Source organism: Thermomonas carbonis (genome assembly GCF_014396975.1).
Taxonomy (GTDB): domain Bacteria; phylum Pseudomonadota; class Gammaproteobacteria; order Xanthomonadales; family Xanthomonadaceae; genus Thermomonas; species Thermomonas carbonis.
On record NZ_CP060719.1, the window covers coordinates 2,010,807 to 2,024,748 of the forward strand.

A 13,942-nucleotide genomic window follows, 5' to 3' on the forward strand; every position below is an offset into this window, starting at 1 on the left:
CATGTTGCAACCCAAGCGAACCAAATACCGCAAGGTCCACAAGGGCCGCAATGACGGCCTGGCCTGGAGCGGCAACGCCGTCAGCTTCGGCGAATTCGGCCTGAAGGCGACCGCCCACGGCCAGCTCACCGCACGCCAGATCGAGGCCGCGCGTCGTTCCATCAGTCGTTACGTGAAGCGTGGCGGCAAGATGTGGATCCGCGTGTTCCCCGACAAGCCGATCACCAAGAAGCCGATCGAAGTCCGCATGGGCTCGGGCAAGGGCAACGTGGAGTACTGGGTCGCTCAGATCCAGCCCGGCCGCATGATCTACGAGATCGAGGGCGTCGATGAGACGATCGCGCGCGAGGCGTTCCGCCTGGCCGCGGCCAAGCTCTCGGTCACCACCACTTTCGTGACCCGGACGGTGCGCTGATGGAACTCAAGCAACTGCGTCAGAAGTCGGCGGACGAGCTGAAGGCCCACTTGGTCGAGCTGCAGAAGGAGCGTTTCGCGCTCCGCATGCAGAAGGCCACCGGCCAGCTTCCCCCGTCCAAGACCAACGAACCCCGCCGCGTGCGCCGCGAGATTGCTCGCGTCAACACGCTGCTCGGCGCGACGAAGTAAGGACAGCCGAGATGACCGAACAAACCAAGAAGCTGCACACGGTCGAAGGCCGCGTCGTCAGCAACAAGATGGACAAGACCGTGACGGTGCTCGTCGAGCGCCTCGTCAAGCATGCGTTGTACGGCAAGTACATCCGCCGCTCGACCAAGCTGCATGCCCACGATGCCGAGAATTCGTGCAACGAGGGCGACACCGTCCGCGTGGCCGAATGCGCGCCGATGTCCAAGACCAAGAACTGGCGCGTGGTCGAGATCCTCGCCCGCGCAGCCGAGTAACAGGAGACAGCCATGATCCAGATGCAGAGCTATCTCGACGTTGCCGACAACTCCGGTGCCAAGGAACTGATGTGCATCAAGGTGCTCGGTGGCTCCAAGCGCCGTTACGCCGGCATCGGCGACATCATCAAGGTCTCGGTGAAGGACGCGATCCCGCGCGGCAAGGTCAAGAAGGGCGACGTCTACGACGCCGTCGTGGTCCGTACCCGCAAGGGTGTGCGCCGCGCGGACGGTTCGCTGATTCGCTTCGACGGCAACGCCGCCGTGCTGCTCAACAACAAGCAAGAGCCGATCGGCACGCGCATCTTCGGGCCAGTGACCCGCGAGCTGCGCTCCGAGAAGTTCATGAAGATCGTTTCGCTCGCGCCTGAAGTGCTCTGAGCGGAGGAAGGAAACCATGAACCGTATCCGCAAGGGCGACCAGGTCGTCGTCACCACCGGCAACAAGAAGATCAAGGGTCAGACCGGCGAAGTGCTCCGCGTCGACGGCGAGCGCGTGTTCGTCTCGAACCTGAACCTGGTCAAGCGCGCCACCAAGCCGAATCCGCAAGCCGGCCAGGCCGGCGGGCTGATCGAGCGCGAGGCGTCTATCCACATTTCCAACGTGATGCTGCTCAATCCGGCCACCGGCAAGGGTGAGCGCACTGCCACCAAGATCCTGGAGAATGGAAAGCGCATTCGCGTGCTCCGCTCCAGCGGCGAGGCCATCTGAAATGAACACCCGTCTCGAAAAGTTCTACAAGGATGAAGTGGTGCCGAAGCTGATGAAACAGTTCGGCTACACCAACATCATGGAAGTTCCGAAGCTGACCAAGATCACGCTGAACATGGGCGTGGGCGAAGCGGCGACCAACAAGAAGGTGCTGGAGAACGCGGTGGCCGACATGGCCAAGATCGCGGGCCAGAAGCCGCAGGTCACCAAGTCGCGCGTTTCGGTTGCCTCGTTCAAGATTCGCGACGGCTGGCCCATCGGCGCCAAGGTCACCCTGCGTCGCGCCAAGATGTACGAGTTCCTGGATCGCCTGATCAACATCTCGCTGCCGCGCGTCCGCGACTTCCGCGGCGTATCCGGTCGTTCGTTCGACGGCCGTGGCAACTACAACATGGGCGTCAAGGAACAGATCATCTTCCCGGAGATCGATTTCGACCAGGTCGATGCGATGCGCGGCATGGACATCGCCATCACCACCACCGCGAAGACCGACGCCGAGGCCAAGGCCCTGCTCGAAGCCTTCCGCTTCCCGTTCCGCAACTGAGGCAAGACAGATGGCCAAGACTTCAATGGTGAACCGCGAGGTCAAGCGCACCAAGCTTGCCAAGCAGCATGGCGCCAAGCGCGACGCGCTGAAGAAGATCATCTCCAGCCAGGACGCGTCCTACGAGGAGAAGATGGACGCGGCGGTCAAGCTGCAGAAGCTTCCGCGCGATTCCTCGCCGAGTCGCCAGACCACGCGTTGCGCCCTGACCGGCCGCCCGCGCGCGGTGTACAGCAAGTTCGGCCTGGGCCGTAACGCGCTGCGCAAGGCGACGATGAATGGCGATGTTCCCGGTCTGCGCAAGGCTAGCTGGTAACTGAAACTCCTGCTATATTGGGCGGCTTCCCGCCTTTAAAGCAGGGAAATCCCGAGGCCCGCAGCGATGCGGGCCTTCGGTCGCAACCGGTGTCGCGTCTTTTCCGGGCGGCGGCATCACCACAATCCGACAGATTTTCGCGAAAGCGGATATCGGTGCACTCATCAGGAATTTTCAATGAGCATGACTGATCCCATCGCCGACATGCTGGTCCGCATCAAGAATGCGGCAGCGGTTGGCAAGCAGACGGTGAAGATGCCGTCCTCCAAGACCAAGGTCGCGATCGCCAACGTCCTCAAGGGCGAGGGCTACATTGCCGACGTGCGTGTCACCGAGAACGGCGCCAAGGCCGAGCTGGAGCTGGCCCTGAAGTATTACGAAGGCAAGCCGGTGATCGAGACCCTGAAGCGCGTGTCGCGCTCGGGCCTGCGCAACTACCGCGGCAAGGACGCGCTGCCCAAGGTGCTCAACGGCCTCGGCGTCGCCATCATTTCCACCTCCAAGGGCATCATGACCGACTCGCAGGCGCGCCTGCACGGCGTCGGTGGTGAAGTCCTGTGCATCGTGGCCTAAGGGAGTAACGACCATGTCCCGAGTCGCCAAGAAGCCGGTTGCCATCACCAGTGGTGTCGAGCTCAACGTCCAGGCCACTTCGATCAGCGTGAAGGGCCCGAAGGGCACCCTCAGTGTGCCGAAGCCGGCCGGCATCGAAGTCAAGATCGAAGACGGCAACGCCCAGCTGTCGGCCAACGACGCCTCGCTGGTGCCGCTGACCGGCACCCTGCGTGCGATTGTCGCCAACATGGTGCACGGTGTCAGCACCGGCTTCGAGCGCAAGCTCGAGCTGGTCGGCGTTGGTTACCGCGCTGCCATGCAGGGCAAGGATCTGAGCCTGTCGCTCGGTTTCTCGCACCCGGTCGTGTTCCAGACCCCGGAAGGCATCACCATCAGCACCCCGACCCAGACCGAAATCCTGGTGGCCGGTGCGGACAAGCAGCGCGTCGGCGAAGTCGCCGCCAAGATCCGTGGCTACCGCCCGCCTGAGCCCTACAAGGGCAAGGGTGTGAAGTACGCCGGCGAAGTCATCATCCGCAAGGAAGCCAAGAAGGCGTAATCCCCTCCGGGATGCAAGCGCTTTCAGCTTCGAGGAATCAGATCATGAGCATCAAGAACACCGCCCGCCTGCGTCGCGCCAAGTCCACCCGCGCGCATATCCGCAATCTCGGCGTGCCGCGCCTCACGGTGCTGCGCACCGGCCAGCATCTGTACGCCCAGCTGTTCACCGCCGATGGCGCCAAGGTGCTGGCTTCGGCTTCCACCGTGCAGGCCGACGTCATGGACGGCCTTAAGAACGGCAAGAACAAGGATGCTGCTTCCAAGGTCGGCCAGGTCATTGCCGAGCGTGCCAAGGCCGCCGGTATCGAGAAGGTTGCGTTCGACCGCTCGGGCTATCGTTACCACGGCCGCGTCAAGGCGCTGGCTGATGCCGCCCGCGAGGGTGGCCTGCAGTTCTAAGGGTTGATGGCGCGGGGCTCCGGCCCCATGCCTGTTGCCTGTCTCCCGCCGATGCGGATTGCATCGGACGCCACTGCCGGTTGCGGCGATGGCGGGACCCCCGAAACACTTCACAACAATAAGCGGCGACGCCGCAATTTCCCTTCAATACAACGAGATACCGAAATGGCAGAGCAACGCGAATCCCGCGGCCGCGATCGTGGTCCGCGCGAGGAAAAAGTCGATGACGGCATGATCGAAAAGTTGATCGCGGTCAATCGCGTCAGCAAGACGGTCAAGGGCGGTCGCCAGTTCACCTTCACCGCATTGACGGTGGTGGGCGACGGCGCTGGCAAGGTCGGCTTCGGCTATGGCAAGGCGCGTGAAGTGCCGGTGGCTATCCAGAAGTCGATGGAATACGCCCGCAAGGGCATGACCACGGTGGACCTGAACAACGGCACCCTGTTCCATCAGGTGAAGGCCAATCATGGTGCGGCCAGTGTGTTCATGAAGCCGGCATCGGAAGGTACTGGCGTGATCGCCGGTGGCGCGATGCGCGCCGTGCTGGAAGTGGTGGGCGTGAAGAACGTGCTGGCCAAGGCCACCGGTTCGCGCAACCCGATCAATCTGGTGCGCGCCACCATCCGCGGCCTGGAGTCGATCCGTTCGCCGGCCAAGATCGCGGCCAAGCGCGGCAAGAAGCTGGAGGATATCAACCATGGCTGATAATAATTCCGGCAAGACCGTCAAGGTCCGCCTGGTCAAGGGTCTGCGCGGCACCCAGGCGCGTCATCGCCTCTCGGTGAAGGCGCTCGGCCTGGGCAAGCTCAACAGCGTCCGCGAGCTGAAGGACAGCCCGCAGGTGCGTGGCTTGATCAACCAGCTGCATTACCTGGTCAAGGTCGAGGAGTAATCACATGAAGCTCAATACGCTCAAGCCCGCCGATGGCGCTCGCCAGGACGCCCGTCGCGTCGGTCGCGGCATCGGTTCCGGTCTCGGCAAGACCTGCGGCCGCGGCCACAAGGGTTCGTTCGCGCGCTCCGGCAAGGGCAAGATCAAGGCCGGCTTTGAAGGTGGTCAGATGCCGATGTACAAGCGGTTGCCGAAGATCGGCTTCCGCTCGAAACTGGCCAATGATTGCGCCGAAGTGCTGCTGTACAAGCTGGACACGTTGCCGGCCGGCGAGATCGACTTCGCCGCCCTGCGCGCTGCCAAGCTGGTGCCGAGCACCGCCAAGCGCGCCAAGATCGTTGCCAAGGGCGAAGTCAGCAAGGCCTTCACGCTTAAGGGCGTGGCTGCGACTGCGGGTGCCAAGGCCGCGATCGAGGCCGCCGGCGGCAAGCTGGCGGAGTAAGCACGGCATGTCGCGAAACGCGGGTGCGATGTCGGGTCTGGCGGGTGCGGGCAAGTTCACCGAACTTCGCTCGCGCCTGCTGTTCGTGCTGGGCGCGCTGATCATCTACCGGATTGGCTGCTTCATCCCGGTGCCGGGCGTCAACCCGCAGGCGATGCTGCAGCTCATGGAAGGGCAGAAGGGCACCATCGTGGACATGTTCAACATGTTCTCGGGTGGTGCGTTGTCGCGCTTCAGTCTGTTCGCATTGAACGTGGTGCCGTACATCTCGGCGTCGATCGTGGTCCAGTTGATGACCCAGATCCTGCCGAGCTGGAAGGCGATGTCGAAGGAAGGCGAGTCCGGACGCCGCAAGATCACCCAGTACTCGCGCTTCGGCGCAGTGTTCCTGGCGATCTTCCAGGCCGCCGGCATCGCCATCGCGCTGCAGGGCCAAGGTGCAGGAAGCGGCCTGCCGGTGGTCTACAGCCCCGGCCCCGGCTTCGTGCTGACCGCGGTGGTGTCGCTGACCGCGGGCACGATGTTCCTGATGTGGATTGGTGAGCAAATCACCGAGCGCGGTATCGGCAACGGCATCTCGCTGATCATTTTCGCCGGCATCGTCGCCGGCCTGCCGGGCGCGGTGTTGAATACCCTGCAGCAGGCCAATAGCGGCGACATGCAGTGGATCACGGTGTTCTTCATCCTGGCCATCGTGCTGGCGTTCACTTGGTTCGTGGTGTTCGTGGAGCGCGGTCAGCGCCGGATCACGGTGAATTACGCCCGTCGCCAAGGTGGTCGTGGCGCGTACATGAACCAGAGCTCGTTCCTGCCGCTCAAGCTCAACATGGCAGGCGTGATCCCGCCGATCTTCGCCTCGTCGATCATCATGTTCCCCGCCACTGCGTCCAGCTGGTTCGGTCAGTCCGGTGGCTCGGCCACCACGTGGCTGCAGAAGGTGAGCCAGATGCTGTCGCCGGGAGAGCCGTTGCACATGGTGTTGCTTGCGGCCCTGATCGCCGGTTTCGCGTTCTTCTACACCGCGCTGGTGTTCAATTCGCAGGAAACCGCCGACAACCTGAAGAAGTCCGGCGCGCTGATCCCGGGAATTCGCCCGGGCAAGGCGACGGCCGAGTACATCGATGCCGTGCTGACCCGGTTGACCGCGGCTGGTGCGTTGTACCTGGTCATCGTTTGTCTGTTGCCGGAAGTGATGCGCACAGAGCTGGGTACCTCTTTCTACTTTGGTGGCACCTCCCTGCTGATCGTGGTGGTGGTGGTGATGGATTTCATCGCGCAGATCCAGGCGCACTTGATGTCGCACCAGTACGAGAGCCTGTTGAAGAAAGCGAATCTGAAGGGGCGAGGCGGTTCACGCTAGCGCGGCAGCGCTGCTCTGAACCGGGCGAGCGTCTGGACAGGATGTCCGGGCCGGGCTTTACGAAGTCTGTAAACCAACGCCATGGATGGCAACGAACACCAGCCAACGCCGACTTATGCGCGGCTTGGCACAATGGGCGACCCGGGCGGCAGTCTCGCGCACGGGTGGCGCTGAACCGATCCGCACGCCGGAGTAGCGCGCGGGCAGGTCGGAATGCCTTCGAGAAGAAGTCGTTCCGGGGCTGCCAGTTCAGGGCCATCGCCGGAGCATGGGCACACTCCCCATGCCGGGTTCCTGCGCCGTTCCGGGCAGGGGCTTCCTGAAATGCCGAGACTTGACTATAATTTCGTGTTCACTGCGCCGGGTCGAGAGATCCAGCGCCATTTCGTTATCGGAGATCGCCTTATGGCGCGTATTGCGGGCGTCAACCTGCCTGCCCAGAAGCATGTCTGGGTCGGGCTGCAAAGCATCTACGGCATTGGCCGTACCCGTTCCAAGCTGGTGTGCGAATCGGCTGGCGTGAAATCGTCGACCAAGATCCGCGACCTGTCCGAGCCGGACGTCGAGCGCCTGCGCGCCGAGGTAGGCAAGTTCGTGGTCGAGGGCGACCTGCGTCGCGAAATCGGCATGGCGATCAAGCGCCTGATGGATCTGGCCTGCTATCGCGGCCTGCGCCATCGTCGCGGTCTGCCGCTGCGTGGTCAGCGCACCCGGACCAATGCACGCACCCGCAAGGGTCCGCGCAAGGCCATCAGGAAGTAAGGGATAAATCATGGCCAAGCCAGCTGCAGCTAAAACCAAGAAGAAGATCAAGCGCATCGTCACTGACGGCATCGCCCACGTGCACGCTTCCTTCAACAACACCATCATCACCATCACCGATCGCCAGGGCAATGCGCTGTCGTGGGCCACTTCGGGCGGCGCGGGTTTCCGTGGTTCGCGCAAGTCGACCCCGTTCGCCGCGCAGGTTGCCGCCGAGAAAGCCGGCAAGGTTGCTCTCGATTACGGCGTGAAGTCGCTGGAAGTGCGCATCAAGGGCCCGGGCCCGGGACGCGAGTCTGCCGTTCGTTCGTTGAACAACGTCGGCTACAAGATCATCAACATCATCGACGTGACGCCAATCCCGCACAACGGGTGCCGTCCGCCGAAGAAGCGTCGCGTCTGACGCCGGGGAGCATTAGAAAATGGCTCGTTATATCGGTCCCACCTGTAAGCTCGCCCGTCGCGAAGGCGCCGACCTCGGCCTGAAGTCGCCGGCCCGCGCGCTCGATTCCAAGTGCAAGCTGGAGCAAAAGCCCGGCCAGCATGGCGCCACCATGACCCGCAAGGGCAAGCTGTCCGACTACGCCACCCAGCTGCGCGAGAAGCAGAAGGTCAAGCGCATCTACGGCCTGCTGGAGCGTCAGTTCCGCAACTACTACAAGAAAGCGGCGACCAAGAAGGGCAACACCGGCGAGAACCTCCTGCAGTTGCTGGAGACCCGCCTGGACAATGTCGTCTATCGCATGGGCTTCGCGATCACCCGTCCGGCCGCACGCCAGTTGGTCTCGCACCGCGGCATCACCGTCAACGGCAAGCCGGTCAACCTTCCGTCGTTTGCGGTCAAGGCCGGAGATGCGATCGCCCTGTCCGAGAAGGCTGCCCGCCAACTCCGGGTCAAGGAATCGCTGACCGTGTCCCAGCAGATGGACCTCTCGCCGTCTTGGGTCGATGTGGACGCCACCAAGTTCGCCGGCGTGTTCAAGGCCGTGCCAGCGCGTGGCGACTTGCCCAGCGACATCAACGAAGCGCTGATCGTCGAGCTGTACTCGAAGTAAGCCATTGCCACAGGCCTGCGCAACCTGCGCAGGCCAGCAGGAGACACCACGAATGACGGTTACCGCCACCCAAGTGCTGCGTCCGCGCGGCCCGCAGATCGAGCGCATCACCGACAACCGCGCCCGGGTCGTGATCGAACCGCTGGAACGCGGTTACGGCCACACCCTCGGCAACGCGCTGCGTCGTGTGCTGCTGTCCTCGATCCCCGGTTTCGCCATCACCGAAGTCGAGATCGACGGCGTTCTGCACGAATACACCACGGTCGAAGGTCTGCAGGAAGACGTGCTCGAAGTCCTGTTGAACCTGAAGGACGTCGCCATCCGCATGCACAGCGGCGACTCGGACACCCTGGAGCTGAAGAAGCAGGGCCCGGGCCTTGTCACCGCCGGCGACATCAAGACCAGCCACAACGTCGAGGTGTTGAACCCCGGCCACGTGATTGCCAACCTGACCAAGGACGTGGCGCTGAACATGCGCCTCACCATCAGTCGCGGTTTCGGCTACCAGCCGGCCGCCGCGCGTCGTCGTCCGGATGAAGAAACCCGGACGATCGGCAAGCTGATGCTGGACGCTTCGTTCTCGCCGGTCCGCCGCGTTGCGTACGCAGTGGAAGCCGCGCGCGTCGAGCAGCGTACCGACCTCGACAAGCTGGTGCTGGACATCGAGACCAACGGCACCATCGACGCCGAGGAAGCCGTGCGCACCGCCGCCGACATCCTCAGCGACCAGTTGTCGGTGTTCGGCGATTTCACCCACCGCGATCGCGGCGCGCCGAAGCAAGCCGCCAGTGGCGTGGATCCGGTGCTGTTGCGCCCGATCGACGACCTCGAGCTGACCGTGCGTTCGGCCAACTGCCTCAAGGCCGAGAGCATCTACTACATCGGCGATCTGATCCAGAAGACCGAAGTCGAGTTGCTGAAGACCCCGAACTTGGGCAAGAAGTCGCTCACCGAGATCAAGGAAGTGCTGGCCCAGCGTGGCCTGTCGCTTGGCATGAAGCTCGAGAACTGGCCGCCCGCCGGCGTCGCCTCGCACGGAATGATGGGGTAAGCACGAGGCGCTTGCGCGGCACTGCCGCGCGCCTCGTGCGAACGCCCGGCGCGCTGCGCCGGGCCGGGGGTGCAAACGCGGCGTGAGCCGCGGCCCCCGCTCAAGACTTAGGCAACACAGCAGCACCGCAACACGCTCCACCCCGCCGACGAACGACACGTTCGCGGCATGACCGGCAAGGGACGCCGGCACGGACCAGCGCAGTCCACCCGCCCGGAACAACGGGCACACGCCAGGATGGCGACAGCGAACCCCAACGCCACAACATTCTTTCGTCAAGGAATCCTTCCCATGCGTCACCAGAAATCCGGCCGCAAGTTCAACCGTACCAGTGCCCACCGCGGCGCGATGTTCTCGAACATGGCGGCCTCGCTGTTCAAGAGCGAACTGATCCGCACCACCCTGCCGAAGGCCAAGGAACTGCGCCGCGTCGCCGAGCCGCTGATCACCTTGGCCAAGGTCGATGGCGTCGCCAACCGCCGCCTGGCGTTTTCGCGCCTGCGCGACAAGGAAGCCGTGGGTACGCTGTTCACCGTGCTGGGCCCGCGCTACGCGCAGCGTCCGGGTGGTTACCTGCGCATCCTGAAATGCGGCTTCCGCGCCGGCGACAACGCGCCGATGGCGTACGTCGAGCTGGTGGATCGCCCGCAGGTCGCCGCCGAGTAATCGACGGCGCCAGCCGATGCATCGAAAGACCCCGGGACTTCCGGGGTTTTTTGTTTTCGGGCGTCTGGACGATAATCGCGAGATCCCCACGCAAGGCAGGCGCATGAATCCGTTCCGCTGGTCGTTCCGCAGTCAGTTCCTGCTCGGATTCTTCATCTGCGCCGCGCTACTCGGCTACGCGTTCTACGTCCAATTCCAGCTCGACATCCAGCCGTGCCCGTTCTGCATTTTCCAGCGCATCGCCTTTGCCGCGCTCGGCGTCGTGTTCCTGATCGGCGGCCTGCATGCACCGCGTGCGCCCGGTGGACGCAAGACGTGGTCGCTACTGGCATTAGCCGCCGCAGCCGTGGGTGCCGGATATGCAGGGCGGCATTCCTGGGTGCAGCTGAATCCACCGGCTTTTCCAAGCTGCGGCCCCGGCCTGAACTTCATCGTCGAACAGCACTCGTGGCTGGGCGCGGCGCGCAAGGTGCTGCTGGCCACCGGTGATTGCAGCGCCATCGATTGGCAGTTCCTCGGCTTGAGCATGCCGATGTGGTGCCTGGTGTTTTTCGTCGCGATGGGACTGGGCGCGCTGTATGCCGGTTTCAAACGTCGCCATCACCATCGGTTCCACCGGTAACGGTTGCGGCCACGCGGGTCGGGCAGGATGATGCACTGCCGCATCCCGTGATCATCGCCATGTCGTCCGTCACCGCGCTCCCCGTCATGCCCGCCTCCCACGCCACGCCATGGGCGCCGGACAGCTGGCGTGCGAAGCCGGCCCTGCAGTTACCGCAATACCCGGATGCTTCCGCCCTCGCATCGGCGCAGAACGAATTGCGCGGGTTGCCGCCGCTGGTGACGTCGTGGGAAATCCTCACGCTCAAGCAGCAACTGGCCGAAGCGCAGGAAGGCAAGCGCTTCCTGCTGCAGGGCGGCGATTGCGCCGAGACCTTCGCCGAGTGCAATTCCGAGATCATCTCCAACCGCCTGAAGGTGCTGTTGCAGATGAGCCTGGTGCTGGTGCACGGGCTGAAGTTGCCGGTCGTGCGCGTGGGCCGCTTCGCCGGCCAGTACGCCAAGCCGCGTTCGGCCGATCTGGAAACCAAGGGCGACGTGACCCTGCCGAGCTACCGCGGCGACATGGTCAACGGCCCGGAGTTCACCAGCGAAGCGCGGATCCCCGATCCGAGGCGGATGATCAAGGCGCATGCGCGCTCGGCGATGACGATGAACTTCGTGCGTTCGCTGATCGATGGCGGTTTCGCCGACCTGCACCATCCCGAATACTGGGGGCTGGGCTGGGTCAGCCAGTCGCCTCATGCAGTCGAGTACCAGAAGATGGTCGCCAGCATCGGCGATGCGGTGCGCTTCATGGAGACCTTGGCCGGCGGGCAGATGCACAACCTCAACCGCGTCGATTTCTACACGTCGCACGAGGCGCTGTTGCTGCCATATGAGGAAGCACAGACGCGCCAGGTACCGCGCCAGCCGGGCTGGTTCAACCTGAGCACGCACTTCCCGTGGATCGGCATGCGCACCGCTGCACTGGATGGCGCGCACACCGAATACTTCCGCGGGATTCGCAACCCGATCGCGGTCAAGGTCGGGCCGTCGGTGACGCCGGACCAGTTGCTGCGCCTGATCGACGTGTTGGATCCCGACAACGAGCCGGGCCGCCTCGGCCTGATCCACCGTATGGGTGCGGAGCACATCGCGGCCAAGCTGCCAGCCCTGCTCGATGCGGTGAAGCGCGAAGGCCGCCGCGTGCTGTGGATCTGCGATGCGATGCACGGCAACACCGAATCCACCAGCAACGGCTACAAGACCCGTCGCTTCGCCAACATCCGCAGCGAAATCGAACAGGCGTTCGACCTGCATGCCGCGGCCGGTACCAAGCTGGGTGGCGTGCACCTGGAGCTGACCGGCGAGAACGTGACCGAATGCCTGGGCGGTGCGCGCGACCTCACCGAGATCGACCTGCAGCGCGCCTATCGCACCACTGTCGATCCTCGCCTCAACTACGAGCAGGCGCTGGAGATCGCGATGCTGATCGTGCGCAAGCGCGGGCCGATCGCCAACAGCTGATCGTGCGGGTCACTCCTCCGCGCCGATCGTGATGCTGGCCGGGAAGCGCGGCGGCTTGCGCGCCTTGCTGGCCTGTTCGTAGGCATAGGCCAGCTCGATCAGCCGTCCCTCGCTCCATGCCGGCCCCATGAAGGCGATGCCGACCGGAAGGCCGTGCACGTCGCCCATCGGCACGGTGATGCTGGGATAGCGTGCGACCGCGGCGGCACCGTAGCCCGCGCCGGTGAAATGGTCGGCGTTGACCGGATCGGTGGGCCAGGCCGGCGACATCGCGGGCGCGACCAGCACATCGAGTTGCTGCGCCTTCAACGCGGCATCGATGCCTTCCGGGCCGGCCAATCTGCGCGCCTTGTCGCGTGCAGCGATGTAGGCCGCGTCGGTCAGCGGACCTTTCGCGTTCGCCTGCTCGAAGATCTCCTGCGCGAAGAACGGCATCTCCTTGGCGCTGTTCGCCGTGTTGAAGGCGATCAACGCATCCAGCGACGCATGCGGTGCGCCACTGCTCGCCAGGTAGCGATTGAGCCCGTCCTTGAACTCGTACAACAGCACTTCGTACTCGTCCTTGCCCATTGCCCCAGGGTGGGAATTTCCGCATCGACCACCGTCGCGCCGGCGGCCTTCATCGCCGCGATGGCTCGCTCGAAGGCGGCATCGGTATCCGGCTGGTAGCCCATCAACTTGCGGATCACGCCGATCCGCGCGCCTTTCAGTGCATCGGCCTTGAGGTGCGTCGTGTAGTCGATCGCCGCACGCGCCGTGTATTCCCTGGTCGCGGCATCGCTATCGTCGGCCGCGGCGATCGCTGTCAGCAGCGCGGCGGCATCGGCCACGCTGCGGGTCATCGGGCCGGCGGTGTCCTGAGAGGCCGAGATCGGGATGATGCCGCTGCGGCTGACCAAGCCGACGGTCGGCTTGAGACCGACCAGACCCGCAACAGCAGACGGGCACAGGATGCTGCCATCGGTCTCGGTGCCGATCCCGACCGCGGCCAGGTTCGCGGCGATCGCACTGCCGGTGCCCGCGCTGGAGCCGCAGGGATTGCGGTTGAGCGCGTAGGGATTGTGGGTCTGCCCGCCGCGCCCGCTCCAGCCCGAGGTGGAGCGGGTGGAACGGAAGTTGGCCCACTCGCTGAGGTTGGTCTTGCCCAGGATCACCGCGCCGGCCTCGCGCAGTCTGGCGACCAGGAAGGCATCGGCCTTCGGCTTGTGCGATGCCAGCGCCAGCGAGCCCGCCGAGTTCACCATCGGCAGCGCGTCGATGTTGTCCTTCAGCAGCACGGGGATGCCGTGCAGCGGCCCGCGCAGCTTGCCGGACTTGCGTTCGGCGTCGAGTGCGTCGGCGTCCTTCAGCGCGTCTGGATTGGTTTCGATGACGGCGTTGAGTGTCGGGCCGGCGTCGTCGATGGCGGCGATGCGATCGAGGTAGGCCTGCGTCAATGCGCGGCTGCTGAGCGAGCCATCGGCCATCTGCTTCTGCAGCGAGCCGATGTCGGCTTCCTCGAACGCGAACGCTGCGGGTGCTTGCGCAACGACAGGCGTTTTCGCATCGCCTGCTGCAGGAGATTGTGATCCGGGCTGGCAGGCAACGAGCAACGAAAACGAGGTCGCAAGGGCAAGGCGGCGCATCGGCGTGATTCCGGCAGGGAATGCGCAAGCATCACCGTTGCCGCGCCCGGG

General features: G+C 64.3%; 21 protein-coding genes and 1 pseudogene. 21 read left to right on the forward strand and 1 reads right to left on the reverse strand.

Features of this window, described 5'->3' with window-relative positions:
- Window position 1: 1 nt before the first annotated feature.
- The 21 genes from rplP (at window position 2) to H9L16_RS09295 (ending at window position 12,266) form a co-directional block, all read left to right on the forward strand.
- Window positions 2-415 (forward strand): 50S ribosomal protein L16, encoded by a 414-nt coding sequence (gene rplP, locus H9L16_RS09195; RefSeq protein WP_187551430.1) that lies wholly within the window; start codon window positions 2-4, stop codon window positions 413-415.
- Window positions 415-606: a 50S ribosomal protein L29 gene (gene rpmC, locus H9L16_RS09200; protein WP_187551431.1), complete on the forward strand. Its 192-nt coding sequence runs from the start codon at window positions 415-417 to the stop codon at window positions 604-606. The genes rplP and rpmC overlap by 1 nt, the downstream gene beginning before the upstream one ends.
- Window positions 607-617: 11 nt before the next feature.
- On the forward strand, window positions 618-881 hold the full coding sequence (gene rpsQ, locus H9L16_RS09205; protein WP_187551432.1) for a 30S ribosomal protein S17: 264 nt from the start codon (window positions 618-620) through the stop codon (window positions 879-881).
- A 12-nt stretch (window positions 882-893) separates the two neighbouring features.
- On the forward strand, window positions 894-1,262 hold the full coding sequence (gene rplN, locus H9L16_RS09210) for a 50S ribosomal protein L14 (RefSeq protein WP_187551433.1): 369 nt from the start codon (window positions 894-896) through the stop codon (window positions 1,260-1,262).
- A gap of 16 nt (window positions 1,263-1,278) precedes the next feature.
- Window positions 1,279-1,593 carry a 50S ribosomal protein L24 gene (gene rplX, locus H9L16_RS09215; protein WP_187551434.1) on the forward strand — a complete coding sequence of 105 codons (315 nt, stop codon included), beginning with the start codon at window positions 1,279-1,281 and terminating at the stop codon, window positions 1,591-1,593.
- A 1-nt stretch (window position 1,594) separates the two neighbouring features.
- On the forward strand, window positions 1,595-2,137 hold the full coding sequence (rplE, locus tag H9L16_RS09220; protein ID WP_187551435.1) for a 50S ribosomal protein L5: 543 nt from the start codon (window positions 1,595-1,597) through the stop codon (window positions 2,135-2,137).
- A 10-nt stretch (window positions 2,138-2,147) separates the two neighbouring features.
- On the forward strand, window positions 2,148-2,453 hold the full coding sequence (rpsN, locus tag H9L16_RS09225; protein WP_187551436.1) for a 30S ribosomal protein S14: 306 nt from the start codon (window positions 2,148-2,150) through the stop codon (window positions 2,451-2,453).
- 177 nt (window positions 2,454-2,630) lie between these two features.
- Complete coding sequence (gene rpsH / locus H9L16_RS09230) at window positions 2,631-3,026, forward strand: 30S ribosomal protein S8 (RefSeq protein ID WP_187551437.1); 396 nt, start codon at window positions 2,631-2,633, stop codon at window positions 3,024-3,026.
- A 13-nt stretch (window positions 3,027-3,039) separates the two neighbouring features.
- The gene (rplF, locus tag H9L16_RS09235) at window positions 3,040-3,567 is read left to right on the forward strand and encodes a 50S ribosomal protein L6 (RefSeq protein ID WP_187551438.1); all 528 of its coding nucleotides are present in this window, start codon (window positions 3,040-3,042) and stop codon (window positions 3,565-3,567) included.
- Between the two features lie 44 nt (window positions 3,568-3,611).
- Complete coding sequence (rplR, locus tag H9L16_RS09240; RefSeq protein ID WP_187551439.1) at window positions 3,612-3,968, forward strand: 50S ribosomal protein L18; 357 nt, start codon at window positions 3,612-3,614, stop codon at window positions 3,966-3,968.
- Between the two features lie 165 nt (window positions 3,969-4,133).
- Entirely contained in the window at window positions 4,134-4,673 is a 540-nt protein-coding gene (gene rpsE / locus H9L16_RS09245) for a 30S ribosomal protein S5 (RefSeq protein WP_187551440.1), read from the forward strand.
- Window positions 4,666-4,860 (forward strand): 50S ribosomal protein L30, encoded by a 195-nt coding sequence (gene rpmD / locus H9L16_RS09250; RefSeq protein ID WP_187551441.1) that lies wholly within the window; start codon window positions 4,666-4,668, stop codon window positions 4,858-4,860. Before rpsE ends, rpmD begins: the two co-directional genes overlap by 8 nt.
- 4 nt (window positions 4,861-4,864) lie before the next feature.
- Window positions 4,865-5,302: a 50S ribosomal protein L15 gene (gene rplO / locus H9L16_RS09255; RefSeq protein ID WP_187551442.1), complete on the forward strand. Its 438-nt coding sequence runs from the start codon at window positions 4,865-4,867 to the stop codon at window positions 5,300-5,302.
- A gap of 28 nt (window positions 5,303-5,330) precedes the next feature.
- The gene (secY, locus tag H9L16_RS09260; RefSeq protein ID WP_187554126.1) at window positions 5,331-6,662 is read left to right on the forward strand and encodes a preprotein translocase subunit SecY; all 1,332 of its coding nucleotides are present in this window, start codon (window positions 5,331-5,333) and stop codon (window positions 6,660-6,662) included.
- 405 nt (window positions 6,663-7,067) lie between these two features.
- Window positions 7,068-7,424: a 30S ribosomal protein S13 gene (rpsM, locus tag H9L16_RS09265; protein ID WP_187551443.1), complete on the forward strand. Its 357-nt coding sequence runs from the start codon at window positions 7,068-7,070 to the stop codon at window positions 7,422-7,424.
- Window positions 7,425-7,434: 10 nt separating this feature from the next.
- Complete coding sequence (rpsK, locus tag H9L16_RS09270; protein ID WP_187551444.1) at window positions 7,435-7,827, forward strand: 30S ribosomal protein S11; 393 nt, start codon at window positions 7,435-7,437, stop codon at window positions 7,825-7,827.
- 19 nt (window positions 7,828-7,846) lie between these two features.
- On the forward strand, window positions 7,847-8,479 hold the full coding sequence (gene rpsD, locus H9L16_RS09275) for a 30S ribosomal protein S4 (protein ID WP_187551445.1): 633 nt from the start codon (window positions 7,847-7,849) through the stop codon (window positions 8,477-8,479).
- A 52-nt stretch (window positions 8,480-8,531) separates the two neighbouring features.
- Window positions 8,532-9,530 (forward strand): DNA-directed RNA polymerase subunit alpha, encoded by a 999-nt coding sequence (locus H9L16_RS09280; RefSeq protein WP_187551446.1) that lies wholly within the window; start codon window positions 8,532-8,534, stop codon window positions 9,528-9,530.
- Window positions 9,531-9,821: 291 nt separating this feature from the next.
- On the forward strand, window positions 9,822-10,196 hold the full coding sequence (rplQ, locus tag H9L16_RS09285) for a 50S ribosomal protein L17 (RefSeq protein WP_187551447.1): 375 nt from the start codon (window positions 9,822-9,824) through the stop codon (window positions 10,194-10,196).
- Window positions 10,197-10,299: 103 nt separating this feature from the next.
- On the forward strand, window positions 10,300-10,818 hold the full coding sequence (locus H9L16_RS09290) for a disulfide bond formation protein B (RefSeq protein WP_187551448.1): 519 nt from the start codon (window positions 10,300-10,302) through the stop codon (window positions 10,816-10,818).
- 59 nt (window positions 10,819-10,877) lie between these two features.
- A complete protein-coding gene (locus tag H9L16_RS09295) occupies window positions 10,878-12,266 on the forward strand; it encodes a class II 3-deoxy-7-phosphoheptulonate synthase (RefSeq protein WP_425507189.1) in 1,389 nt (462 codons plus the stop codon).
- A 9-nt stretch (window positions 12,267-12,275) separates the two neighbouring features.
- Here H9L16_RS09295 and H9L16_RS09300 read toward each other — a convergent pair.
- Window positions 12,276-13,702, reverse strand: a pseudogene (locus H9L16_RS09300) (amidase).
- Between the last annotated feature and the right edge of the window lie 240 nt (window positions 13,703-13,942).